Source organism: Nostoc sphaeroides, assembly GCF_003443655.1.
Taxonomy (GTDB): domain Bacteria; phylum Cyanobacteriota; class Cyanobacteriia; order Cyanobacteriales; family Nostocaceae; genus Nostoc; species Nostoc sphaeroides.
This window is the reverse complement of record NZ_CP031941.1, coordinates 625759-649872: the sequence shown is the minus strand read 5'-3', so window position 1 is coordinate 649872 and position 24114 is coordinate 625759. Positions and strand designations below refer to the sequence as shown.

The window sequence follows — 24114 nt, the reverse complement described above, 5'->3', positions numbered from 1 at the left end:
AACAAGTTCGCAAAAAACTTATTTTATTTACCAGTATATTAATGGTTAAAATAATGCGACCATTGTCAACAAGTAGCTAAAGAAATTTATTAACAAAACTTTTTCTCTGAAACTTGAAGAGTTTTGAAGCAGTATCAAAATAAGTAAGTTGAGGATTAAATCATGAAATTTGGAATAGATAGTGGGCACAATTGTCCACCAGACACCGGAGCTAGAGGTATTAAATTTGAGGATAATTTAACTCTAGATGTAAGTAATAGAGTTATAGCCAAATTAAGAGCTTTAGGAAATGAAGTTGTAGTATGTAAACCAAGTAGTGCTAGTACAGTCCGTGACTCACTCTCAAAAAGATGTTCTACAGCTAATGCCAGTAGAGTAGATATTTATGTTTCAATTCACTTTAATGCTTTTAACGGACAAGCTAACGGCACAGAAGTATTTGCAACTAGTGAAAATGGTAGAAAAATCGCTAAACCTGTATTAGATGAAATCATCAAGTTAGGATTTTTTAATCGCGGCATTAAGAGTGGTTCCCACTTGTTTGTTCTGAAAAATACAGATATGCCTGCTATCTTGATAGAATGTTGCTTTATCGATTCGCAAAAAGATATGAATCTTTTTAATCCTGAAGCAATGGCTAATGCGATCGTTAAAGGCTTAACTGGTAAAGTGCCAAGTGTTCCTGTTAACTCCGTACAAGATGAAGAAGATAATGTAGATGCAACTATTCTCAGACTGCAAAAATCCTTAAATCGACTCAAAATAACTGATAGAAATGGTAAGGTGTTAGTAGAAGATGGCTTCACCGGGGCTAACACCAAATCTGCCGTAGAAAAATTTCAAACTATTGTCGGGGTTCAGCCAACTGGAATTGCTGACGAAGCTACATGGAATGCCATAAATCTAATTTTGGCAAAACGAATTCTTAGACCAAACCATGCCGGTGGTGCAGTTGTCAGATACTTGCAATACCGTTTAGGTGTTGAGAATGATGGCATCTACGGCCCGCAAACAGAGGTTACAGTTAAGAACTTTCAAAAGCAAAATGGTTTAGATGCCGATGGCATTATCGGCCCTGCTAGCTGGCAGAAACTAATTGGTTAGATTCAGGGGTAGGCATTGTTCGTAGTTGGCGCTTTAGCGCTAAAGCACCAACTACGAACTTAATTGTCTCGAAGTCTGGTTCCCAGTCTCCGACTGGGAATGCCGTCCTAGAGGCTCTGCCTCAAGACTTGCGGCAGAGCCGCAATTGAAGAGCATTTCCCGACTCTGGCTGGAAACGAGGTTTGAAAAAGGTTTGCGCTTAAGTTGACACCTATGGGCATTGCGCCTTGCCCCAAAAGAGCGTATTCATTATTAAAGTGAAATGGTATCAAGGCAGAGCATCACAATTTTTATAATAAATTTAATTTATTCTTTTAACAAACAAGACTATTTGCTTTTATTGCACAAGCCGCTTTATCCTAAAATCAGTAGAGATTTGTACTTTAAACAAATACAAACTTAGCTTGCGATTAATACAAACCTTTAACTGAGTAAGGACTTACACAAAACTATACGCGGTAGGGGTAATACCCTGCGGGAAGCCGCTCCGCGTCTACATGAATTGCCCTAAGAATCAAATCAGGTTTTCGGCTATTGTTTGCGTCAGTCCTGTGAGTAATTAACTTTGCAAATCTTTAATGATATAGGACTCATATTTGATTTTTGAACAAAACTCAGTACACCTTTATTCTTTCTTCCCAGTCCCCAGTCCCCAATCCCCAGTCCCTTACCTCTACAAGTGATTCAGAAATCAAATCGGATTGCTATATCAAATTTAGGTGTCTTGCCAGCCTTGAAAGAGCAAACTAATGCTAACTAAATTGCCCAAATAACTTTTAATGTACATAACTTTTAACTTTGAGAAAGCAAAGGAGAATAATCATTAAATGCTAGATCAGCAGATTGATTACCCCACCAGACCCAAGACAAGTGCAATGATCATGAAACTTTTCCAAATCACTTTAGTGGTCTTAGTACTTTTAGTCAACTTAGCAATTGCTTTCCCCTCTTGGGCAGAAAAAGCGCCTTCTTTAACTAGTAATGCTGACTACTTTCAAGTAGGGCAAAAAGTCATTTGGCTTTACAAGCCTCGCGCGGATTCTAGCGATGTCCAAAGAATTCCAGCCGTTGTAGTCAAGTTAAGTTCCAAGCAAGTGCAAATCAAGGTGTACAAACATAATCACGAATTTGTTAATCGTTGGGTGAATCCAAACAAGCTTGAGAATTCGCAAAAAGTTAAAGAGTCAGTATTGTAAAATTGAGTTATATGGAAGTAAATAAATCACTGATTATTGTAAAGACGGCGATTTATCGGGTCTTTGCGATTAGCGGCGTGTCATCAAAAAACCTTATCCGAACCCTATTGAGTCCTCAACTATATTTATTTTTTGTAAATCAAAAAAGCTGAACCAATTGGGCCAAGGTTTTCTACATAAGTTTTCTGGTTATAATACAATCCTGGAGACATACCGCCATCAAATAATATCCCTTCTTGAATCTTACCTAAACAGTTATTGCTAGCAATACCTTCCAGGACATTATCAAACATATCTGGCAGTAACTCTTGATTAAGTTGAGATAATTCAATATCTGAATTAGCTTTCAAGTCATTAACTAATAAAATTACATAGCCTTGATTAGTGATAGCTGCCATAGAGCGGTTTTTAGCATTTTTACAAGCAAATTCTCCTAAATCTTGACAAATATCTTTAAATTTACCCTGACGATAAAATCTGCCATTACCACCCACTAAATTGTAATTGAGAATATCACTTTTTCTTCTACCAGCTTGGATAGTAGCCTGTCGCTGGCTGGGTATACCTCCTGATATCCCAAAGGAAGAACGCTTAGTTTTAAATGCTCCTGAATACTCGACACCACGAGAAATATTTAAGCCTTGTGGTTTATCATCAGTACCTATATAGTCGGCATTAATTGCGGCAATGGGTAGCTGTCCGTTTAATTTGGCATTCTCATCGCCGATGAGTTCACGAAACTGTTTTGGTACATATTCTTTACGCAGTTTCCCCCTAGCATCTTTGGCGTAGAGTTTATGAGATAAACCAACATTAACTTTGAAGTCTAATTTTGCTGATTTAGGATTAAAAATAATCACATTGTTAATACCTCTTTGATTTTTTTTACCTTGATTATTGGTTTTAAAAAAATCAATGCTGAACTTAGCATCTTTGCCAGGGCAAGTTTTCGATGCTTTTGGGGCTGAATTTGCTTCAATCTCTTCACAACCTGATAATAAGGTTGCACCAATTATCAAGATAAATAACAAAAATAATTTTTTTGTATACATATAATGCAAAAAAAACCGCTACAGAATTACTATAGCGGGGAATAATTTAAAATTTCAGTCTGGAGTTTATCTCAGAACCAAAACTTAAGAGAACCATTCTAAAACAGCTTCTTCTTTGGTGTTGGTATTTCTAGATGGTGTCTCACGGTTAAATTTCATCTGAATTGACCGGGTTTGCTCACCATCAGCAGCTACAGCCAAGATTGGATAGTCAATTAAACCATCCTGGAAGGACATCTGGAAGCGGAATGTTCCATCTGGATTTAGCTGAATTGGACGGCCACCAATGGTTACGGTAGCATCGGGTTCGGTTGCACCGTAGACTATCAATTCAGCATCAGCAATTAACCAGAACTGGCGCGGACGCACTGGTACGGCGGAAGCTGAGAAGCCAACACCTGACATTCCTGCACCGCTTGCGGTTAAGCCTGACGCGGTGGGAACTGCCCACATACCCACACCAGATGGGAAAATGTAGGAGCTAATGGGTTGCACTGCACCTGCTGCTTGGTGCTGGGAACCGAAGATAGAACCAGCAACTCGTAGTGCTTCGGCAGATTCGGCTAAACCAAAGATTTGGTCGTAGATGGGGTTGCCGTTACCATTGACAACAGCAGCATTACCATTGGCGGTAGCTGCAACCTTCTTGGCAGGGGGAACTAGTTCGTACTGAGTCTTACCACGCAAATCTTCTTCAAAGTTGACAGTGATGAAGACATCTTCAATCCAGTCAGAAGGATAAACGGGAGGAATGTGTACTCTAGTAGAACGAGCGAGTACCAACCAGCGTCCATCAGCAGCACGATAGCCGATATCGATTACATAATCGCGATCGCTAACTGGAACTGGTAGATACCATTCTCTAGCTAGTTCATCAGCAGGATATTCTTGAATGCTGTGGGGGCTTTGGAATTCGATATTGATGTCGGTAACATCATAAATCCGTAGTGCGAGTTGTTGTCCCCCTTGTCGGCGCAGTTCCTCTTTATGCTCATTGGGAATATCCCAGTAAGTGTAAGCCCACTGAGGATCGCGTGGTAAGAGGACAATCCGGCTTTCACCATAGCCAGAGGGCAAATCTGCGAGTCCTTCATCAACATCAGCCAAAGATCCACCAGTCCGATCTTCCTGACCTAATTCAAACTTTGCAGCTTCCACGGTTTCCTGTGCCTCCAATGAACGAGATGGACTAAGTAAGTTTTTACTGCGCTGGACTTCTTGAATTGATGCCAGCAATTGTGATTTACGCATTCGGCTATACCGAGAGATGCTATATTCGCTAGCAACTTTGCGTAGTTGGCGTAAGGTCATCTCCTCTAGTGGCGGGCGTTCTTTTGCCATTAATTTGGCCTCCAGTAGTTTAAGCGGTAAATGATTTCCCCTGGTTAAAGAATGCTATATAAAATGTCATCCACTCCAGATGAATTTCTTATCCTGACTCCTGGTTTTGCCCAGTTTTTAAGTTTTTAATCTGTTTTTAAATTGGGGTAACTTCCAATCAATTCCTTAGTTATGCCAAAATTAGCATTTCTTTGGGATCGGAGAAGTTCTATCTGTTAAGTCAATATTAACCACTAAGCATATCTAGGGATCAAGGGGTAACAAGTAGCTTTTTTGCCTGTTTCACGAATTTACAAGCCCTTCTGGGATCGTATTGTCATGATTTCATAACATTACTAGCTAGTTAGAGGTTGAGCAATAGGAATAATATCAAAGTTTCATGACATTGGGTTTTGGGCATTGAAACCACTACTATAGGGTTTCTGTTTTGAGTTCAATATAGACCTAACAAGAACAGCCCCTTAAGAGCTAGCGTTGGGGAGTAAGATTCAAAGCTTCTCTCCTAAAAAGAGAGAGGTCGGAGTGTATTGGATACAAACCGATCATAGCGATCGCATCTGTGTGAGCAATTGACAGAAGCAGGGTATCAGGTGGTAGAAGCGAGTAATGGGTTAGAGGCGATCGCCTCAAAACGACCTGTGGCGACACGTAGAGACGTGACTACCTAGAACAAATGCAGAATGCTGCATCGATAATGCAAACATTAGGGAACTCCAAAAAATAAATTATTCCACATTCAAGTCGTTGACTGTTGACTGTTGACTGTTGACTGTTGACTGTTGACTGTTGACTGTTGACTGTTGACTGTTGACTGTTGACTGAAAGTGAACCGTCAACGGTCAACAGTGAACAATAGCAATGGAATATTTTTTTACTTGGAAGTCCCTTAATTGAAGACTTGTTAACACTTTCACGAGTTACTACCACGCAACCTTTTGTATCAGTAAATCTCACCAATATTGCCCAAGAGGTATTGTTTGATTTAGAACTTTATGTGCAACAAACTGGAGGAAGTGTAGAAATCGGGGAATTACCCACCATAGAAGCTGATCCTTTACAGATGCGACAATTGCTGCAAAATATCATTGGTAACGCCCTCAAATTCCACCTATTATCAAAATTTATAGTCAATTTTTAAACAATCAAGCAGATAACATCTTTGCCAATTCTGAACTTTGTCAAATCATCGCAGAAGAGAATGGTATTGGTTTTGAAGAAAAATATCTTAATCGAATTTCCAATGTTTTTCAACGATTGCATAGTAGCATTGAGTACGAAGGCACTGGCATAGGTTTAGCTATCTGTCGGAAAATTATTGAGCGTCAACATCACGAAGAGAAGAAGATATATATAATACTTACGATTTGGGTGCAAACTCTTTCATCACTAAGCCAGTGACTTTTGCTTCATTAGTTGAGGTCATGAAAACTCTAGTTAAATACTGGTTTGAAATTGTGAAACTGCCACTAGAAGCTGTGAAAGAAAAACATGGACAACAGCCCTATCAAAGTTCTGTTCATTGATGATGACGAAGATGACTATATTTTGACTCGTTATTGGTTCAGTGAATTTCAGGTAGCAAACTGCGAGTTGGAATGGGTAAATAATTATGAAGCAGCAAGGAATGCGATCGCGAGCGATCAACATGACATTTATCTTGTAGACTACCGTTTGGGGCAAGACAGTGGACTGGAACTTTTGCGCGAAGCAATTGCTAACGGCTGTTGTTCTCCGATAATTTTGCTGACTGGTCAAGGCGACTGGGAAATAGATATTGAAGCGATGAAAGCCCAAGCCGCAGATTATCTCGAAAAAAGCCAGTTGACTGCACCTTTGTTAGAGCGTTCTATCCGTTATGCCATTGAGCGCAAACAAACACAACAGAAAATCCGCGAACAAGCCGCTTTACTAGATGTTGCCACCGATGCGATTTTTGTGTGTGATTTAGACGATAAAATTTTATTTTGGAACAAAGCTGCCGAGAGCCTGTACAGTTGGAAAAAAGAAGAAGCTATCAATAAAAAGACACGAGTTCTCTGGGATGAAAAACATGTGTCTCAAGTTGAAAAAGCACTCACTATTCTGATGAAAAATGGCTCTTGGGAGGGCGAGTTACATCAAAAAACAAAATCAGGTAAAGAAATTATTGTTGAAAGTCGTTGGACACTGGTGCATGAATTCAGTAATAAAGCACAATCTATTCTCATTGTTAATACTGACATCACACAAAAAAAACAACTAGAAGCGCAATTTCTCCGCGCCCAGCGATTGGAAAGTATTGGCACTTTAGCCAGTGGTATCGCCCACGACCTAAATAATATTCTTGCCCCGATTCTAATGACAGCCCAACTGTTAGAGCCACAAGTCGATGATGAGCGTTCTCGGCGACTATTGCAAATATTGATTATAAATGCTAAACGTGGGGCTACTTTAGTTAAGCAAGTATTATCTTTTACTCGCGGAATTGAGGGCGATCGCACAATATTGCAATTAAAGCATTTAATAGTAGAAATTCAGCAAATTATTAGAGAAACTTTTCCCAAATCCATTGAAGTTTCCACTCAAATTCCGCAAAATCTTTGGCCTGTATGTGGCGATGCTACCCAATTGCATCAAGTACTGATGAATCTGTGTGTTAATGCTCGTGACGCTATGCCCAATGGGGGAACTTTAAAAATATTGGCAGAAAATTTCTTAATTGATGAAAATTACGCCAAGATGCATATAGATGCTAAAGTTGGTCAGCACATTGTGATTACAGTTAGTGATAGCGGAATTGGTATTCAAACAGAAATATTAGATCGGATATTTGAGCCATTTTTTACTACTAAAGAACTCAGTAAAGGTACTGGTCTTGGTCTGTCTACAGTACTTGGCATTATTAAAAGCCACGGCGGTTTTATCGACGTAGTAAGCGTTCAGGGAAAAGGCAGCCAATTTAAGGTGTATTTGCCAGCACAAGAGGCCGTGGAAACTATAGAAGAACAAGAACAGGTATTACCTTCTGGGGAAGGAGAATTAATTTTAGTAGTAGATGACGAAGCTGCCATTCGAGATGTGACAAAAACATCTCTAGAAAGCCATAACTACAAAGCAATCACAGCGAGTGATGGCATTGAAGCAATAGCCTTATATGCAGAACATCGAGATGAAATATCTCTTGTATTAACTGATATGATCATGCCGTCAATGGATGGAATAACTACTATCCGCACCCTGAGAAAAATCAATCCAGATGTCAAAATAATTGCTGTCAGTGGACTGACTTCGCAGGATAAAGTTAATATAGCTTATGATATGGGTATTAAAGCCTTTTTATCCAAGCCTTATACAGCTAGCCAATTATTGCAAACTATAAGCACAGTCAAAAATAATTAGGAGTTGGGCATTGGGAATTACTAATTTATTTGTCAATCTTGAGAGTTATAATTTAATAATATAAAGTCAGCATAATTAGTTGCGATTCCCACAGTCATTGCACCCCAACCCTTAATCCCCTCCCCAAAGCATCGGGGAGGGAAGACAAAGCATAGCTTTGGCGGGGTGGGGTTATTTGAGTTTAATAAGTAATCAAGCAGGCATGATATAACTCCAAACTCCAAACTCCAAGCTCCAAACTCCAAACTCCAAACTCCTAACTCCTAACTATTTAATTCCCCATGACTAAGGATGAAGTCTTAGCGGCTAATGCAGCTTTTTATCGAGCTTTTGAAAGAAAAGATATTGAGACAATGAGTGCAATATGGTCACAAGGAACTGGTAGTTTTTGTATTCATCCTGGAAGTAATATACTGCGAGGTTGGAAGGAGATTCGCACCTCTTGGGAGCAGATATTTAAAAATACCGCTTATATCGAAATCAACACAGATATAATTGCTACAGAAATAACTGGTAATATTGCCTATGTTGTGCTGAGAGAAAATGTGTTCCAAGTAGTAGGTGGCAGAAGACTTGAAGCACAATCAACAGCTACAAATATATTTCAGTTCCTTGGCGGAAAGTGGTATTTAGTTCATCATCACGGTAGCCCAATTTTGCGGTGAGATGGGGGAGCAGGGGGAGAATAACAAATGACTAATGACTAATGACTAATGACTAACGCTCTTTTATGACTCTCGTGGGATAAAAATCATCCACCCTTATTTTTAAGGACTTTGATGAACTTAGGCTTTTGTTGGGTTGAGGAACGAAACCCAACACCAACAATCTCTGATTTTGTTGGGTTTCACTTCGTTCAACCCAACCTACAAATATTTTATTTTTTCGGAGTAATAAAAGAGCGCTAATGACTAATGACTAATGACTAATGACTAATGACTAATTAACTCGACTGCATCTCGTCCATCGCAATTTTGTAAGTAAACTTTGACAACTTCTTCTTTAGCAGTAGGTAACTTTTTGCCAATAAAATCTGGGTGGATTGGTAATTCCCGATGACCCCTATCTACTAACACAGCTAAACGAATCACTTCTGGTCTACCGTAGTCGTTGACTGCGTTCAAAGCAGCGCGAATCGTCCGTCCTTTGAAAATCACATCATCCACCAGTACAACCGTTTTACCCGTCAGGTCAAAAGGAATTTCGCTTTTCGCTGGAGTCCGCAATCCAATTTTGTCAAGGTCATCTCGATAAAATGTAATGTCCAAAGCGCCTACTGACACGGCTACACCTTCAAGCATCTCAATTTGACGCGCCAACAATTCGGCTAATAACGCACCTCTGGTATAAATACCAAGAAGCACCAGTTGAGACAAATCACGCGTCCTTTCCACAATTTGAGAGGCAAGGCGAGTCAAGGTACGACGGATTTCTTCGGATGAGAGAATTTCAACTACTTTAGCAGACATAGTGAGTGATAAGTTAGGAGTTAGGAGTTAGGAGTTAGGAGTTTTTATTCTTAACTCCTGTACAGACGCGATTAATCGAGTCTCTAACTCCTAACTTTACATTTATCATTACCTATTTGGGAGTATTAAGAATATTGCGATCGCTATCCCTAACCATACCAAAAAACAATATCGGGTCAACTGCAAAGCATTCTGAATGGAAGTTTCAGTAATGGGGTAAATAGCATCTCCTAGCAGTGGTTTGTATTTAGCTACCCCACGATACCAATTTGTACCCCCCATCTGCACACCCAAAAAAGCAGCATAGGCGCACTCACTCCAGCCAGAATTAGGACTAGGATCGTTAATCGCATCCCGACGACAAATTCGCCAAACATACATCGGTTTACCTGATAACAGCGCCAGAGTCACGACTGTTAACCGACAAGGTAGCCAAGTCAAACAATCTTCCAACCTCGCACAAAACCATCCCAAATAAGTATAGGGTGCTTCCCGGTAGCCCACCATTGAATCAAGGGTACTGCTGGCTTTATATGCTAAAGCCAAAGGAGTTGGCCCCACAAATGGCACAAAGACACCAACAATTGCATAAAAAAGTGGAGCCGTTACTCCATCAGTGGCATTTTCTGCAACCGTTTCTAAAACGGCTCGGAAAATTTCTGCTTGTGAAAGGTTTTGGGTATCTCGACCAACGTAATTACTTAAAATCTTCCGAGCCTTCTCTAAATCTCCTGCTGTTAAAGGTTCTAAAACAGCCACTGCTGCGACTCGCAAACTTCTGCCAGCAAAACAACTAGCCAAAAGAATGCTATTTATTACAATTCCTAACAAAGGATGAACCAATTTGGCACTTTGAATAATCAAAAAGCCAACAAGTCCACTACCAATTATGAGGATAATACTTAGTAAAATTCCAGCTAGGCGTTGTGTGAGAGAATTTTTACACAATTGGAGAGAAAATTTAGTTAGGCGAGAAATTACCCAGCCCATAACTTGCACTGGATGAGGCAAATTCCAAGGATCGCCAATTAAGTAATCTAAAAATGCAGCAATTATTAAGATGTAGATGCTATTGGTCATAAGTTACGAGTCAAGGGTCAAGAGTCAAGGGTCAATATTTGGACTATTGACCAGCAATTTTAGATTTTGGATTTTAGATTTTGGATTTTGGATTTTGGATTACAACAGTTTTTAGGTATTTAGGCCACGATTGAGGCGGGGAATGGGTAGAGACGCGATTAATCGCGTCTCTACTGAGTGGTGTAGTTCAATTAGTTGAAAAGCGCTGTAAAATAATTTTTGGTTCATGCCCCGTCTCTTGTGGATGGAACCAATCTAAAAGACGCTCTCTAGGAGACGCTGCGCGATCGCAAATCTAAAATCCTTGAGCTAAGTCCTCTTGTGGGCAGAGTCAATCCAAAATTGCAAATCGTTCGACTGAGCGGCTTGCCTTGAGCGACTTGTACTGAGCGACATCGTAAGTAAGTCGAAAGGAGTCGAAGTCTAAAATCCAAAATTGTTTAACTTTTGACTAAACCACAAAACTAGCTTCTTCTCCAAGGGCAGCTTGCCAGCTACGAGCATCATAATAAAGGTCTGCCAAAGTAATACTGTACAAAGCTTCTTTGAGCTTTTGGTTGAGTCTCTGCCAGAGGCTAAATGTTACCCAATCTTCAGCTTGTGCAGGTGCTGGGGTGTGATGGGGTAAATGGCTAGTCTCACCAACTGCTTCTAAAATTTGTCCTATAGATATTTGTGCAGGCTCTCTTGCCAATTGGTATCCGCCGATGCTACCACGAATTGATTTAACTATTGATGCACGACGCATTTCTATTAGTAGTTTTTCGAGGTAAGGAGCTGGAATATCTTGGCGTTTAGCGATCGCTCTTACAGATACAGGGCCATATTTTGGCTGTAAACTCAAATCTAGCAACGCCTTCACACTATAGTGTCCTCTGGTAGTTAGTTTCATTTTGGCAAGCTTTGTTGTTTGTCCTTTGTAAATAACCAATACTTCTCTTACGAGAGGCTGCGCCCTAAGCGTAGCTATGCCGCAGGCTTTACGACAACGGCTCCATCGAGCGAAGTCGAGATGCTCAGTACAAGTGACTAATGACCAATGACCAATGACTAAGGATCAGTTTTACTTATCATTCTGTGACACTGTTATCATCCTCAGCAAGTAAACAACTTTTCGAGCATCAATGAAAGAAAACTTAAAACTTGTATAGTCTAGCAGTGATTCACTAACTATATAGTTATGAGCATTGCCAGCATTATCTAAAATAGATTGTCTTAGAAATATTGGTAATGGGATAACAATTGTGCATCTGAGTGTAATATACTTGGCTAGGTTGAGATAAAAACTAAAGGATTATGTTCCTATTAGCTCAACGTCAGCTAAAATAAAATCGATTCAAACACTTCAAACATTCATTTTCGACCTAAGTTGATGCCTAAACTGAAAAAAATTGAACCCCTACTCGGTGAAGAACTGCTCAAAAAAGTCAAAGAGCTAGAGAGCGAGAGCAAGGAAGATAAAGCCAAGAAGTGCGGCTACTATACCGTTACAAAAAATGGTATAGAGCGCGTCAATATGATGAAGTTCTTAAATGCCCTAATTGATGCTGAAGGCATTCAGTTGGACAGTACACCTAGCGCTAATGGGCGTGGTGGACGTAGTGCTAGCTATAGAATTAGTGTGCAATCGAATGGTAATTTACTTATAGGTTCAGCTTATACAAAACAGATGAATCTGAAACCAGGAGATGAGTTTCTGATTACTTTAGGCAAAAAGCACATTCGTCTGAAACAGGTAGACCCAGAAGATCGGGAAGATGATGAAGACATAGACGCTACAGCTTAATAGATGGTCATTAGTCAATTGTCATTTGTCCTTTGTGAAAACCAATGACCAATGACCAATACTTCGGCTCCGCTCAGTACAAGTGACTAATGACTAATGACTAATGACTGATGACTATATCTGTGGTCGGTAAGATTGGTAAATAGTGGCGAAGTGCCTTGCGCGTAACGGCTAAATTGCAGGTTAATGCAATTTGCTCTTTTTCTAATAAACCCAAAATGCGATCGGGTTTGTCTCTTGCTACCACTGGTAATTGATGTAAACCTCGAAGACTCATGCGGTCTAAAGCTTCAGATAATAGTTCATCTTGCCATGCATAGAGGATTTCAGTAGTACAAATGTCTATGAGGGTTTGACTGGATAAATTATCTGGAATTTCAGTTAGTGAATTTGGATAAGTTGGCCAAAGAGCAAGGGCACGGTTAATATCTTCCAGAGAAAGTATACCAACTAATTGCTCTGCTTCATCAATTACTAAAGCACTGCGGACGCGATCGCGGATCATTTCTACAGCTGCATCTAGCACTCCAAGAGTTGCAGATAACTTTTTTGGACAGGGATACATGGCATCTTCTACCAAAATTTGCTGCACAATTTCCGCTTGTTCATCTTTCAATTCCGAAAGACCAATTTGTTGTAAGTTAGAGTTAGAGTTAAAAGTTGGTTTAATTCTTTCTACTAGCCAAACACTCAAACCCACAGCTGCCATCAACGGTAAAACAATCCGATAGTCGCGGGTTAATTCAAACAGCATTAAAATAGCTGTTAACGGCGCTCTAACACTACCAGCCAGCACTGCTGCCATTCCTACCATTGCGTAAGCTGGGGGAGCCGCCATTTGATCGCAAATAGCCGGGAATGCCACAGCCAAAATTTTGGCGTAAGCCGATCCAAAAGAAGCACCTAAAAACATTGCTGGTGCAAACAAACCGCCGATGAAACCACTACCTGCACTAATTGCAGTCATCAATAACTTTACCACCAACAGCACCACCAAAAGGTAGAGTGGAAACTCCACATCCTGAAGCATTGCTTCTACAGTTTCATAACCCACGCCCAGAATTTGCGGGAAGTGCAAAGCAACTGCGCCAATCATCACACCGCCAATAATTGGATGAATCGGCTCAGGAATTCGTGCCAAAAAGGCAAAACCTGGAACTTTCCCAGCAAAGCAAGCTTTTGATAAGCGAATTGATTCAGTATAAGCCAGAGAAACTAGGCTGGCCCCTAAACCCAAACCAAGATAAAGGGGTAATTCTAAGGGACTGCGGACTTGGTAAACAGGTAAATCAAAAGCAGGTTGTGCCCCCAAACCAATTTGGGCAATTAATGCTGCTACCACCGCCGCTAGCAGCACCACACTCACAGCAGAAGTAGCGAAAGATGTTGCTCCCATCACCACCTCTAGGGCAAAAAATACTCCAGCAATGGGAGCATTAAATCCAGCCGCAAGTCCAGCAGCCGCCCCAGCACCTAAAAGCAAACGTTGTCGTTCTTGAGATACATTCAGGATCACAGAGAACAACATGCCAAAATTGGCGCCAATTTCTACACTCGGCCCCTCAGGCCCCAAAGAAGCACCGCTTCCCAAAGAAACAGATGCGGCCAGCATCTTCGTAACTGGTCGTAGTGGTCGCCTAATCTCTGTTCCCTGAGAGGCGGCGATGAGAGATGAAAGTTCAGGGCCAAAATCTTGAGTGCGCCAGCGCATCAAGCCAACAATTAATCCGCCAAGGGTGGGAACGCAGGCTAAAGTCCAAGCACCCCAGACGCCAATTTGACCCATTAAGTTTTCCAGCATCAACTGGTGAATCAGCTGGATTAAATAGTGAAAGGTGACCACACCCATACCAGTACCACCGCCAATGAGCATGGCTAAAAACAGGACAACGGTTTCTGGGGATGGTTGAAAACGATTAATTAGGTGGGCTAAACGAGCAGAAGGTGTAGGAAAGGCAGGTTGTTCCGTTACCTTCCTCAGTTGAGTGGGAGGCAAGAGAGTCATTGAGAGGCGGGGTAAATGTAAGAAAAAATTTAAATTTTTATCTGTTACTTATCATTGTGAGCCATTATTTAGCAACCAGACAAGTAGACTTTATTTGCTTGATTTACAAAGATTTCGTAAAAAATGTCATTGTGCAAAATTTTGTGGGGAGAATGGTTAAATGGGAGACAATTATTTAAGGGTCAGCGATGCCTAGCTTGGACTTAGCTGCGGCTAGTGGGGTGAGAGTGAGCGCCAACGCTATTCTTTCTAGAGACAACGAATTTTTGTGGGCTGGGTGGACGCACGGGCAAACAAAAACTTGGAGTCATCCTTGCCTAAATCTAGCTATACTCGTGTTGCGACCATTGAGCCATCCTTGGTAGTAATACAATGTATGTGTGATTTATGGCTGATGTCAGACCATACTTGGAAGTCTGCTAAGTATTGATCCCAATTCAGTATAGCTATTGTTATAGAGCGAGTAAATGGACTAGGCGGACGAGGTAAATGAATATACACACCTTTGATAATCATTATGTTACTTGCCCAATTTGCCAAAGAAATGCTACACCTAAACCAGTGAAAACGCGCATGGGCTTGTTCTGCTGTCCTTATTGTCAGGAACGGCTAGTAGTTTGCCAAAGTGGTCATTATGTCCGCGATCCCTTTACTTGGAGACAATTAATGGTTGCTTCGTCGCTACGTCGTCAAAGCCGACCTTTAGCTAGGATTATCAGAGATTTTGTCTTGCTGAAGCGTCCTATGATAGCCTTGGCTGTAGGGAGTGCCATTTTATTTAGTGCGATCGCCTTAACTCAAGAAAGGACAAACTACGATCACCCAGGATCTCCCACAACAGAGAAAGTTAATAAACCAGGAAAAAACTCTCAGTAAATGGATTACTTTGGTATAAATAAAATATTACTTTGATTTTTGTAATATTATAACCTAATACTTCTATGAAACCGTGTCTTATTGCCCCAAATAGGACACGGTTTTACATCATGTCCGCTTAAATGTCTTTGACGCTTGAACTAGCGATCGCATGAGATACTGGAAACACCACTTCAACGATAACCTCAAGCAGCCTAAGACCAAACTGCGATCGTTAAAAGGTTTAGAACAGGTATTTGATCAGATGAAAGCGCGTCAGATGATTAAAGTGGCGATGATTCCTTAATTTTTTGCGGGATACAGTAGATGATCTGGATCTAGCCAAACAATGTAGAAAATCTCGTCAATAAAGAATCCATGAACCCTACCATGTTCATTTGAGGAGATTGAAAACTGATATGGTATATCAACTAATTGTTCTTCATTTGGCAAACCAAATGCCCTTTCGCTGGTATCTTCCCACTTAATGGGATGACATCTGAGCGTACTGCTACGATTTACTAATAATTCTTGAGCCGTTAGGCTAGATAGAGCTTTTAACCGATCAAGCAACGTCAGCCAGTAGATTACTTCTTTTTCCCTACAAGAAAACTTGCTGCGATCGTCTTGATAATATTTAAATGAAAAGCTGATGCCTTGAGGTGGCTTCAGCTTTGTTGGTTTAATACCTGATGTGCCGTCTTTGGTAATTTCAGTCTTCTTAATCCTTTTCTTCGGCACGAGATCCGTAGTACTCCTTCATCCACTGTTTCTGAATAATTTCGTTGGAAGGTTCATCAGGTGGTAGATTCCCTCTAGCCAAATTCCAGGGTGTCTCGGCATGAGTCATCTGCTCTAGTTCATAAGCATCGCAGGCAAAGTACTCTTGTGCAACCTCATCTAGAAACTCTTGAATTTCTTGGGGTAATTCCGGGTTAGCATCTTCTAAAATTGGTTGCCATCCAAAAAGCCTATACTTCTGGTACAACGCAGGTATCACAGGCCCATGTATCCAGGCTTGAAAATCCTCTTGGAATAAAGGAGTGTCATAGAGTGCAAGATGCCAAGCCTGAGCATAATACACTAGCTTTTGTAGCTTTAGATTACTGACAAAAGAGCCTGTTTCATTTGCTAACCAGATAAAGTAATCTGCTATCTTAAAACATGACAACACTACAACCACCCCCTTCAATCTGCTAGATAATAGCTAGTTTTCATTCGCTCTCATACATCAGCTTACCGAGTTATTATGGCAAGAGCTATGAAGAATTTTCGGCTTATTATAGTTTAATTGTACTACTTTAAGCTTCTATTTAGTGAATCATAAAACTCTCAATAACTTTTGGTGGACTTGCCCTACTGATAATCTTCTAAGTACGCTTCAACAAAAAACAGCCTCAACATTTTCTACCGCGAAATAATCTGCGATCGCTTGCAAATCACGAGAAGCAGGGAGTGAGATAATGTACCGATTCATTCCTAAGCCTCTAACGATTCCATTCTTGGCTTTTTCTATGATAGAGCCGTGATAAGTAAGATCCCTGATGTCTTAAGTTGGGTTGACGCTTGAAATAATCTTGCTGAAAAACGGGAAGACTATGGTTACTCTCTAATGGGGAAATTTCCATGAAAGTCCTGAACAGCAAAATGCTCAAAAAATCTCTACTTAACTGTTTGATTTTGCCTTTTTCCCTTGCAACTGGGCTGTGCGTGGGAACGCTTTTTGATTCTCAAGCCAATGCTTTACCAGGACAAAGTACAGAGGAAGTAGGCACTTGGATTAAAGCACATCCCACACTCCGCCCCAGGATTGGGGAGCAATTATTTGTCCAAAAGACTGATACTGCTGCTCAAAGATTCACTTTTCAAGCGTCGGTATTGCCTCCCGGTAGGGTAGAGTTTTCCAAAGACCGTGGCAGAATTCGGACTGAGCGCATTGCTATGTATGATGCCATTAACGGCATGACATTTACCCGTCTTCAGGAATCTTTGCGGGTGATTTATGGCTTGGAGATTTATCAAGACTACGATCGCGCCCAAGTCGTTTACCAGTATCCTAACGAGAAGGTAGTTAACTCGGCGCGTCTTGCCAAAACTCCCATTCGGGAAGCTTTAAAGGGAGAATTACGAGTAGGCGATCGCTATGTATATTGGGTGGAAATTGCCCAACCCAAGACTGGCAAAGCTTTTACTGGTCAAATGACGATTTTGCTCAAAACTGACCTAGACAAGTTAGAAAATGAATTGCAAACTCGGTAATGGGGATTAGTCATTTGTCATTTGTCATTTGTCATTTGTCAAGAGTTAGAAATTCTTCCCCTACTCCCCCTCCCTACTCCCCCTCCCTCATCCCCCTCATCTTTAAACGACAAAAGATGACTGAATTGGTCTTCTACAACTTCCCCAACCCTATAGGAGCGAGGGTTTGCCATGTACCCGAAAAAATACTTTCAGATGCTAAGGAAATTCGTAGCAAATCTTCTTTCAGTAGCGGCGGCCAATCAACCCCGGCTTTACGCCCTGCGGCAAATAGCTGTTGCGCCTTAATGCTTAACTGATAAAGGGTCAAAGCCAGCTCCCGATCTAGGCTCTTTGCATCTTTGAGGGCTTCAAACACCACTTTCAATGCCAACAAAATCGAGGTGATCTGACCGGGTACCGGTGGTTTCCCTTGTTTCATACGCGTCAACAGCGCATCTGGGTTTTCCTCGGTTGTGATTGTCTGATCGATGAGGAGTTTCCGAGCTGTTTCGTAATTCATGTAGCCAGTTTAGCGTACATTTTGCTTCAGCAGGAATACCTAATTAAAAAGTCCTCAAACTGGTTTTTGGTTATTTATAGCAATCTCTTATGATTTGTGAAAAGATAAACTTGGGGAAAATGATGGGGGATTTGCCATGCTCTATACTTTTGCAGATAGACTGAACATAATATCTTTGAAAAATCCGTCCCGCTTAGAATCAGAAGCAAAATGATATCACCGAATTTACTAGAAATTGAGCGCTCCGTCCGTGCCTTGTCTGTGGAAGAACAACTTTGGCTGCTAGAAAGTATTGCTCGGCAAATCCGAGAAAGTGAGTATACAAAAGATAAATTGCCTGATGCCAAAAATTCGGAAGAACAACTGGAAGTAATGGTTAATGAGGCAAATATTCCAACAGAAATTGCTGCTATAACTGATGAATTTGCGATTTCTGAAATCCTCTGATATGGAAAAGTAAAAATTATGAGTTTGCCAGATTTAAAAAGCCAAATATACAGCTTTTATAGATTCTCTCGTTCCCCTGCTCTGACTGGGAATGCTTGATGGGGGGCTGCTGCCTCTTAACTTGCGGTAGAAGCCAGAGGTTTTAAAGGAATTTTAGCTGAAGTTTACACCAATAAGCATTGCTGTGTTCTATGCAATTGAGAATCGCTATATTAGCATTTTCGGTACTGTACTTCGTGTTTAAATTCATCTTGGTTGGACTCAACATTTTGAAAAAAAGTCGAGCGTACAAATCCCAGATTATGCAATAAAGCAATAGAACGATGATTTTGGAGATCAACGTAAGCACAAAAATTCAGATTTTGGTATGTCTCAACTAAATAATTAATCATCCGCGTCACCGCTTCGCGTGCATAACCTTTTCCCCATGAATTAGGAAAAAACACATACGCAATGATTGCACTATTATTTACAGTAATTGTTGCTTGAACATATCCAACGTAGCATTTCTCTACAAAAGACCAGACAGCCCAATTCAACCAAATCTCGGTTCCATCTGGTGATTGACGACGCGCCAACACCATGTAGCGATCGCGAAGCGATGCAACGCTTTGTGGCGGCACATCTTCGATAAAGTCGTATATCCTAGCACTTTGTAATCCATCAAAAAGCAGTTCGGCATGATCCGGTTCTAGTGGTTCTAAACAGAGTCGTTGAGAGTAGATTTTCATTTTGTGATCTAACCCTGCACTAACAAGCCACACCAAACACCTTTAAGATTGACTTTTGTTTCATTTGTCTTTACGATTCAACCCTATTATGGTAAGTCAATGGGGTAAATACGCTCCTATAATGTTGCTAATTAATAAGTCAATGGGATAATCTCGCAAAAACCATTTATCAAGGGTGCTTATTACATTGTTTGAAGTTATGTAGCCTTTTGATTACGGCCTATCAATCACTGCGGTAAACTATGCGTTGATTATGATTCTTTCGCAGAGAAGAACACCTCGAAAGGAGCGGTTTTTTCAATGTCTCATACCGTAAAAATCTACGATACCTGCATTGGCTGCACCCAATGCGTCCGCGCTTGCCCTACTGATGTACTGGAGATGGTTCCTTGGGATGGCTGTAAAGCTGCTCAAATTGCCTCTTCACCCCGTACAGAAGACTGCGTGGGCTGTAAGCGCTGCGAAACCGCTTGTCCCACCGACTTTTTGAGCATCCGGGTTTACCTGGGCGCTGAAACAACTCGCAGTATGGGTCTGGCTTACTAAAAAGCTCAGTGCTAAGTCACCGAACTTCTGATCGCAAAGCTGGTCTACTGCCCAACTGTTCTTCCAGAACTGTTGCCTTGTCTCCGTTGGACACAAGGGAGAAGCACAAGCCTTTGCTTTGCTCAGAGTTCTCGCTGAGTTCTGGGTCTTGAGTCCTGAGGCAAAAGAAGTAAATCAAAAAAACAATTTATTGATTCTTCACTCAGCACTCAGAACTCAGACCTCAGTGTTCAAAACTTTTAAAGTTTCTTAATAGAAAGCACCTTTAGAAATACCTAGTGGTAGAGGGAGTAATTTACTCCCTTTTTTCTTTGCAAAACGTCGAGTTTGTGCTAGGAACTATACTGGATTTAATCATCCTGAAAAAAAGTGGTGTGAACAATGTGCGGAATCGTTGGATATATAGGCACTCAAGCGGCGACAGACATTTTATTGGCTGGGCTGGAAAAACTAGAGTACAGGGGCTACGATTCGGCTGGAATCGCCACTGTTTGGGAAGGTGAGGTTAATTGTGTGCGGGCAAAGGGCAAACTGCATAACCTGCGTTCTAAACTGGAACAAATAGAAACGCCTGCCCAAATTGGTATAGGTCACACACGCTGGGCAACTCATGGTAAACCAGAAGAATACAACGCCCATCCCCATTTGGATACAGCAAAGCGAGTGGCGGTGGTGCAAAATGGCATTATCGAAAATTACCGCGACTTACGCGAGGAACTCAAAGGAAAAGGACACAAGTTTGTTTCTGAAACCGATACCGAAGTAATTCCCCATCTCATCGCCGAATTTTTAAAGAATCTTCCCCCCTCATCTTCCTCATCTCCCTTCCTAGAAGCAATTCGCCAAGCTGTTAACCACTTACACGGGGCATTTGCGATCGCAGTTATTTCTGCTGACTACCCCGATGAATTGATTGTTGTTCGCCAGCAAGCACCTTTGGTAATTGGTTTTGGGCAAGGGGAGTTATTTTGTGCGTCTGATACGCCAGCGATCGTTGCCTACACCCGTGCGGTGCTACCTTTGGAAAATGGCGAAATTGCCCGCCTCACACCTTTGGGCGTTGAGATTTACAATTTTGCTGGCGACAGGTTGAAAAAACAACCCCGGCTGCTCAACTTCAATCCGGCAATGGTTGAAAAGCAGGGCTTCAAACACTTCATGCTCAAAGAAATTCATGAGCAACCAGGGGTAGTAAGAGCTAGTTTAGAAGCTTACTTTAATCCAGGTGAATCTACTGAATCGCCAATCAATCTTGGTTTACCTGCGGATTTATACACCGATTTAGAACAAATTCAGATCGTCGCCTGTGGTACTAGTTGGCACGCAGCATTAATCGGAAAATATTTACTCGAACAACTAGCAGGAATTTCAACTCAAGTACATTACGCTTCTGAGTATCGCTATGCACCATCACCCGTAACGGCTAACACGTTGATCATCGGTGTTACCCAATCAGGTGAAACCGCCGATACCCTAGCAGCTTTGACGATGGAAAAAGAACGTCGCCAGGGGAAAGAAGCAAAATATCAAGCGCGACTACTAGGTATTACTAATCGCCCGGAAAGTAGCCTTGGTCATCTGGTGCCGCATATCATTAGTACCTTAGCGGGAATTGAAATTGGGGTAGCGGCGACGAAAACTTTTACCGCTCAATTGATGGCATTTTATGCATTGGCATTGGATTTAGCAGCTCGTCGTCAGACAGTTTCAAAAGATATTTTAGAGAAAATTATTAATGGGTTGCGGCAGATTCCTAAAGAAATTGAGGCAACTTTGGAAAGTCAAGAACGTTTAACCGAACAGCTAGCCCATGAATTCGCCGAAACTCAAGATTTCATTTTTGTGGGAAGGGGAATTAACTTTCCTATTGCTTTAGAAGGGGCGTTGAAATTAAAAGAAATTAGCTATATTCATGCCGAAGGGTATCCGGCTGGAGAGATGAAACATGGCCCGATCGCACTTTTAGATGCGAAAGTACCAGTAGTTGCGATCGCAATCCCTGGTAGTGTATACGAAAAAGTTATTTCCAATGCTCAAGAAGCCAAAGCTAGAGATTCTCGGTTAATTGGCGTGACTCCCGTCAACGATGGCGAAGCTGCGGAAATCTTTAACGATCTTCTTCCTGTCTCTCATGTAGAAGAATTACTTTCTCCAATTCTCACAGTAGTTCCTTTGCAACTATTGGCTTATCATATTGCCGCCCGTCGCGGTTTGGATGTCGATCAGCCCCGGAATTTGGCTAAGTCTGTAACGGTGGAATAGTCTATTGATAGAGGTAGTAGCTGTTGTACAACAATAATAAAGTCGTATAACAAATAAAAAAGTTATATAACTTATCCTGTAGGTGAATATGCAAGCATCTACAGGAATTTTTATGAGACTAAATATTACATACATCTTTTCACGATAGCCGTTCGCGCTAGCGTCTCCAAAGGAGAAGGCTTAAGCTTCTCTTAGAGACGCTTCTCTTCGAGAGGCTTCTCCTGTCGGAGACGCTTCGCGAACGCCAACGCGAACGCTTATCGCAATTGTTTTCTCAGCCACCAAACCATAAAACTAACAATGATTCCAACTATTAGACTGGCACTTAAAGGATAGTTGCAAAAGAAGCGAACTTGACTAAAAATATCTTTACAATCTTTGGCTGTCTCTCTTACCAAAGATACCGTTGCTATACCAGCACCCGCAACAGCTACAAGTTCTTGAAAGTTATGTTCACGTTCTGCTTTCTCGACTTCTATGCGACTGCGAGTAGTGTTAATTGTATCTTCTAAAAGTTGCAATCCAAGTTGCATATTTTCGATATCTTTGGTAATTTGTGGTAAATATTTTTTGTTGGCTAGTTCGCTAAATTTTTCTAAAAAATCTAACTGATTATTTTGACCTGCTTTTTCTTTAATCAAAGCCAAGCGAAGCTGATAATTAGATAAATTTATTTCAATAATTTGTTTGTGAAAAGACAAGTTGAGTCAGGGCAAACGCATCTAATTTTATTTGACAAATAATCATTTATATGTATTGCAAGTTACAGATGTATTTGGCAATTTATAAAAATGTAAAGTTGTGTATTTACTGCAATATCTTCATGAGAAAATTGTTTTAGACAACCTAAAACTACCATTTATAGCTAAATTTTCGACGTGAGAGAAGACTTAGATGGCTGCGATAACTTGAAGTAGGTAATTGTTATCTAAACCTGCGCGATATCTTTTCATCGCAACACTTCCACGCACCGTTTTATCTTTATCTAAAAGATTCAAAGATAAACGCCGTAGAACAGAAAAATTAAGAGGGGCATTATCTTTACGGATACGACTAGCATCTTCATGGAATGTCATGTCCAGTACCCAATGCACAGAATTTTCTATCCCCCAATGACTACGAACAGCATGAGCTAAAACAACAGCATCATGCTCTAAACTGCTAATATAAAAGCGAACTTCAATAGTTGTTTTATTCCAAAGCCTACGTTCGCACATGACCATTCCTACGCTCCTCAGTCCTGACCATTTTTCCTGGTTTGGTATCTCCCCTAGCTGTTCAACAGGGACACTCCAGTATTTGCGAATTTCAATCCGACCATGAGCGCTTTCGATTGTATGATGATAACTGTGGTCAACACCTTCAAAATTGTTGCTTTGAGCTTTTTCAAACCAACTGTTAACTGCACCCTCAAGTTTACTTTGATTTGCTTTGAGAGCAAGAACGTAATCTGCATTTTTTGCGATAATCTGGGCAGCGATTTCTTTCTGGCATCCCATCGCATCAATTGTAATGATACATCCAACAATATCTAGCAACTCCAATAATTTCGGAATTGCCGTTATTTCATTCGATTTGGAATCAACTTTAAGTTGACCTAACACCAGCCGATGTTCGCTTGCCCAAGCACTGACAACATGAATTGCTTTTTGTCCACTATTGCGGTCAAATGATTGCCGCACTGTTTTCCCATCAATAGGTATTACTTGAGCGCCAATAGCTTCAGTAATTGACCCCACCCACCGATGAAAGCATTGCTCAAATGCTTGGGGATTTAATCTGGCAAACACTCTTGCAATCGTGTCATGGGAAGGAATACCGTTGAGTAATGCCAGAAACGTTTCTAGCCATTCCCGTTTGGCTTGAGCATAAGTCTCAATTGCTACCCAGGTATCCGATCCACTGATAACTGCTAATATTGCGATTGCAACGATATCTACCAATTGATGTTGTTTAGTACGCTCAATTCTTGGATCTTCCAGGTTAGAAAAGTATTTGAGGATAGTATTGTCAAAGTTCGCACTCATAATTTGTCGATGTTGCGATCGCCTGAAATACTGGCAAAATTACAACCCTTCATTGTACCTCATCTTTGTCGCCA

Annotated in this window: 25 protein-coding genes and 2 pseudogenes; 14 read left to right on the top strand and 13 right to left on the bottom strand. The window is 41.0% G+C overall.

Annotated features, from left to right (window positions below; translation table 11 throughout):
• The first annotated feature begins 162 nt into the window (after positions 1-162).
• On the top strand, positions 163-1104 hold the full coding sequence (locus tag D1367_RS03050) for an N-acetylmuramoyl-L-alanine amidase (protein ID WP_118162666.1): 942 nt from the start codon (positions 163-165) through the stop codon (positions 1102-1104).
• An 875-nt stretch (positions 1105-1979) separates the two neighbouring features.
• Positions 1980-2300, top strand: coding sequence for a hypothetical protein (locus tag D1367_RS03045; RefSeq protein WP_338042141.1), 321 nt, complete (start codon positions 1980-1982; stop codon positions 2298-2300).
• A 125-nt stretch (positions 2301-2425) separates the two neighbouring features.
• Here D1367_RS03045 and D1367_RS03040 read toward each other — a convergent pair whose 3' ends face one another.
• The 3 genes from D1367_RS03040 to D1367_RS31535 all read right to left on the bottom strand — a co-directional run bounded on the left by D1367_RS03040 (position 2426) and on the right by D1367_RS31535 (position 5536).
• Positions 2426-3352 carry a phosphodiester glycosidase family protein gene (locus D1367_RS03040; protein ID WP_118162663.1) on the bottom strand — a complete coding sequence of 309 codons (927 nt, stop codon included), beginning with the start codon at positions 3350-3352 and terminating at the stop codon, positions 2426-2428.
• Between the two features lie 84 nt (positions 3353-3436).
• Positions 3437-4693: a DUF4912 domain-containing protein gene (locus D1367_RS03035; RefSeq protein ID WP_118162660.1), complete on the bottom strand. Its 1257-nt coding sequence runs from the start codon at positions 4691-4693 to the stop codon at positions 3437-3439.
• A gap of 660 nt (positions 4694-5353) precedes the next feature.
• Positions 5354-5536, bottom strand: coding sequence for a hypothetical protein (locus D1367_RS31535; protein WP_220451000.1), 183 nt, complete (start codon positions 5534-5536; stop codon positions 5354-5356).
• Positions 5537-5579: 43 nt separating this feature from the next.
• Here D1367_RS31535 and D1367_RS03030 point away from each other — a divergent pair.
• The 4 genes and pseudogenes from D1367_RS03030 to D1367_RS03015 form a co-directional block, all read left to right on the top strand.
• Positions 5580-6022, top strand: a pseudogene (locus D1367_RS03030) (sensor histidine kinase); the annotation flags it as partial.
• Positions 6016-6216 (top strand): annotated as a pseudogene (locus tag D1367_RS32005) (response regulator); the annotation flags it as partial. The pseudogenes D1367_RS03030 and D1367_RS32005, both read left to right, overlap by 7 nt.
• Complete coding sequence (locus tag D1367_RS03020) at positions 6182-8071, top strand: hybrid sensor histidine kinase/response regulator (RefSeq protein WP_118162658.1); 1890 nt, start codon at positions 6182-6184, stop codon at positions 8069-8071. The pseudogene D1367_RS32005 and the gene D1367_RS03020, both read left to right, overlap by 35 nt.
• A 281-nt stretch (positions 8072-8352) precedes the next feature.
• Positions 8353-8736: a nuclear transport factor 2 family protein gene (locus D1367_RS03015; protein ID WP_118162655.1), complete on the top strand. Its 384-nt coding sequence runs from the start codon at positions 8353-8355 to the stop codon at positions 8734-8736.
• Positions 8737-9003: 267 nt separating this feature from the next.
• Here D1367_RS03015 and pyrR read toward each other — a convergent pair whose 3' ends face one another.
• The 3 genes from pyrR to D1367_RS03000 all read right to left on the bottom strand — a co-directional run bounded on the left by pyrR (position 9004) and on the right by D1367_RS03000 (position 11512).
• Positions 9004-9540, bottom strand: coding sequence for a bifunctional pyr operon transcriptional regulator/uracil phosphoribosyltransferase PyrR (pyrR, locus tag D1367_RS03010; protein ID WP_118162653.1), 537 nt, complete (start codon positions 9538-9540; stop codon positions 9004-9006).
• A 108-nt stretch (positions 9541-9648) separates the two neighbouring features.
• Entirely contained in the window at positions 9649-10620 is a 972-nt protein-coding gene (gene cbiB / locus D1367_RS03005) for an adenosylcobinamide-phosphate synthase CbiB (RefSeq protein ID WP_118162650.1), read from the bottom strand.
• A gap of 451 nt (positions 10621-11071) precedes the next feature.
• The gene (locus tag D1367_RS03000; RefSeq protein ID WP_100901398.1) at positions 11072-11512 is read right to left on the bottom strand and encodes an Rrf2 family transcriptional regulator; all 441 of its coding nucleotides are present in this window, start codon (positions 11510-11512) and stop codon (positions 11072-11074) included.
• Positions 11513-11992: 480 nt separating this feature from the next.
• On the opposite strand from D1367_RS03000, the gene D1367_RS02995 reads away from it, so the two are divergent.
• Positions 11993-12406: an AbrB family transcriptional regulator gene (locus tag D1367_RS02995; protein ID WP_118162648.1), complete on the top strand. Its 414-nt coding sequence runs from the start codon at positions 11993-11995 to the stop codon at positions 12404-12406.
• A gap of 100 nt (positions 12407-12506) precedes the next feature.
• On the opposite strand, the gene D1367_RS02990 is transcribed toward D1367_RS02995, so the two are convergent.
• Positions 12507-14411 (bottom strand): chloride channel protein, encoded by a 1905-nt coding sequence (locus D1367_RS02990; protein WP_118162645.1) that lies wholly within the window; start codon positions 14409-14411, stop codon positions 12507-12509.
• Positions 14412-14599: 188 nt separating this feature from the next.
• On the opposite strand from D1367_RS02990, the gene D1367_RS30405 reads away from it, so the two are divergent.
• The 3 genes from D1367_RS30405 to D1367_RS32615 all read left to right on the top strand — a co-directional run bounded on the left by D1367_RS30405 (position 14600) and on the right by D1367_RS32615 (position 15573).
• Positions 14600-14776 carry a hypothetical protein gene (locus tag D1367_RS30405; RefSeq protein ID WP_181985049.1) on the top strand — a complete coding sequence of 59 codons (177 nt, stop codon included), beginning with the start codon at positions 14600-14602 and terminating at the stop codon, positions 14774-14776.
• Between the two features lie 124 nt (positions 14777-14900).
• Positions 14901-15287 (top strand): hypothetical protein, encoded by a 387-nt coding sequence (locus D1367_RS02985; protein WP_118162643.1) that lies wholly within the window; start codon positions 14901-14903, stop codon positions 15285-15287.
• Between the two features lie 151 nt (positions 15288-15438).
• The gene (locus D1367_RS32615) at positions 15439-15573 is read left to right on the top strand and encodes a hypothetical protein (RefSeq protein WP_267255568.1); all 135 of its coding nucleotides are present in this window, start codon (positions 15439-15441) and stop codon (positions 15571-15573) included.
• On the opposite strand, the gene D1367_RS02980 is transcribed toward D1367_RS32615, so the two are convergent.
• Both D1367_RS02980 and D1367_RS02975 read right to left on the bottom strand, forming a co-directional pair.
• A complete protein-coding gene (locus tag D1367_RS02980; RefSeq protein WP_220450999.1) occupies positions 15570-16007 on the bottom strand; it encodes a hypothetical protein in 438 nt (145 codons plus the stop codon). The two genes, D1367_RS32615 and D1367_RS02980, sit on opposite strands and share 4 nt — an antisense overlap.
• On the bottom strand, positions 15988-16440 hold the full coding sequence (locus D1367_RS02975; RefSeq protein WP_225892357.1) for a Panacea domain-containing protein: 453 nt from the start codon (positions 16438-16440) through the stop codon (positions 15988-15990). Before D1367_RS02975 ends, D1367_RS02980 begins: the two co-directional genes overlap by 20 nt.
• 473 nt (positions 16441-16913) lie before the next feature.
• On the opposite strand from D1367_RS02975, the gene D1367_RS02965 reads away from it, so the two are divergent.
• A complete protein-coding gene (locus D1367_RS02965) occupies positions 16914-17525 on the top strand; it encodes a hypothetical protein (RefSeq protein ID WP_118171061.1) in 612 nt (203 codons plus the stop codon).
• A gap of 133 nt (positions 17526-17658) precedes the next feature.
• On the opposite strand, the gene D1367_RS02960 is transcribed toward D1367_RS02965, so the two are convergent.
• Complete coding sequence (locus tag D1367_RS02960; protein ID WP_118162639.1) at positions 17659-18027, bottom strand: Dethiobiotin synthetase; 369 nt, start codon at positions 18025-18027, stop codon at positions 17659-17661.
• 210 nt (positions 18028-18237) lie between these two features.
• Between D1367_RS02960 and D1367_RS02955 the strand changes: the two genes are divergently transcribed.
• Positions 18238-18474, top strand: coding sequence for a hypothetical protein (locus tag D1367_RS02955; RefSeq protein WP_118162637.1), 237 nt, complete (start codon positions 18238-18240; stop codon positions 18472-18474).
• 212 nt (positions 18475-18686) lie between these two features.
• Here the strand turns inward: D1367_RS02955 and D1367_RS02950 are convergent, their stop codons facing one another.
• A complete protein-coding gene (locus D1367_RS02950) occupies positions 18687-19205 on the bottom strand; it encodes a GNAT family N-acetyltransferase (RefSeq protein WP_147337325.1) in 519 nt (172 codons plus the stop codon).
• Positions 19206-19505: 300 nt separating this feature from the next.
• On the opposite strand from D1367_RS02950, the gene psaC reads away from it, so the two are divergent.
• Positions 19506-19751, top strand: coding sequence for a photosystem I iron-sulfur center protein PsaC (gene psaC, locus D1367_RS02945; protein ID WP_012411495.1), 246 nt, complete (start codon positions 19506-19508; stop codon positions 19749-19751).
• Positions 19752-20132: 381 nt separating this feature from the next.
• The gene (gene glmS / locus D1367_RS02940) at positions 20133-22013 is read left to right on the top strand and encodes a glutamine--fructose-6-phosphate transaminase (isomerizing) (protein ID WP_118162633.1); all 1881 of its coding nucleotides are present in this window, start codon (positions 20133-20135) and stop codon (positions 22011-22013) included.
• 257 nt (positions 22014-22270) lie between these two features.
• Here the strand turns inward: glmS and D1367_RS02935 are convergent, their stop codons facing one another.
• Positions 22271-22714, bottom strand: coding sequence for a hypothetical protein (locus D1367_RS02935; protein ID WP_118162630.1), 444 nt, complete (start codon positions 22712-22714; stop codon positions 22271-22273).
• A gap of 189 nt (positions 22715-22903) precedes the next feature.
• Positions 22904-24040, bottom strand: coding sequence for an ISAs1 family transposase (locus D1367_RS02930; RefSeq protein ID WP_118162628.1), 1137 nt, complete (start codon positions 24038-24040; stop codon positions 22904-22906).
• Positions 24041-24114: the final 74 nt, after the last annotated feature.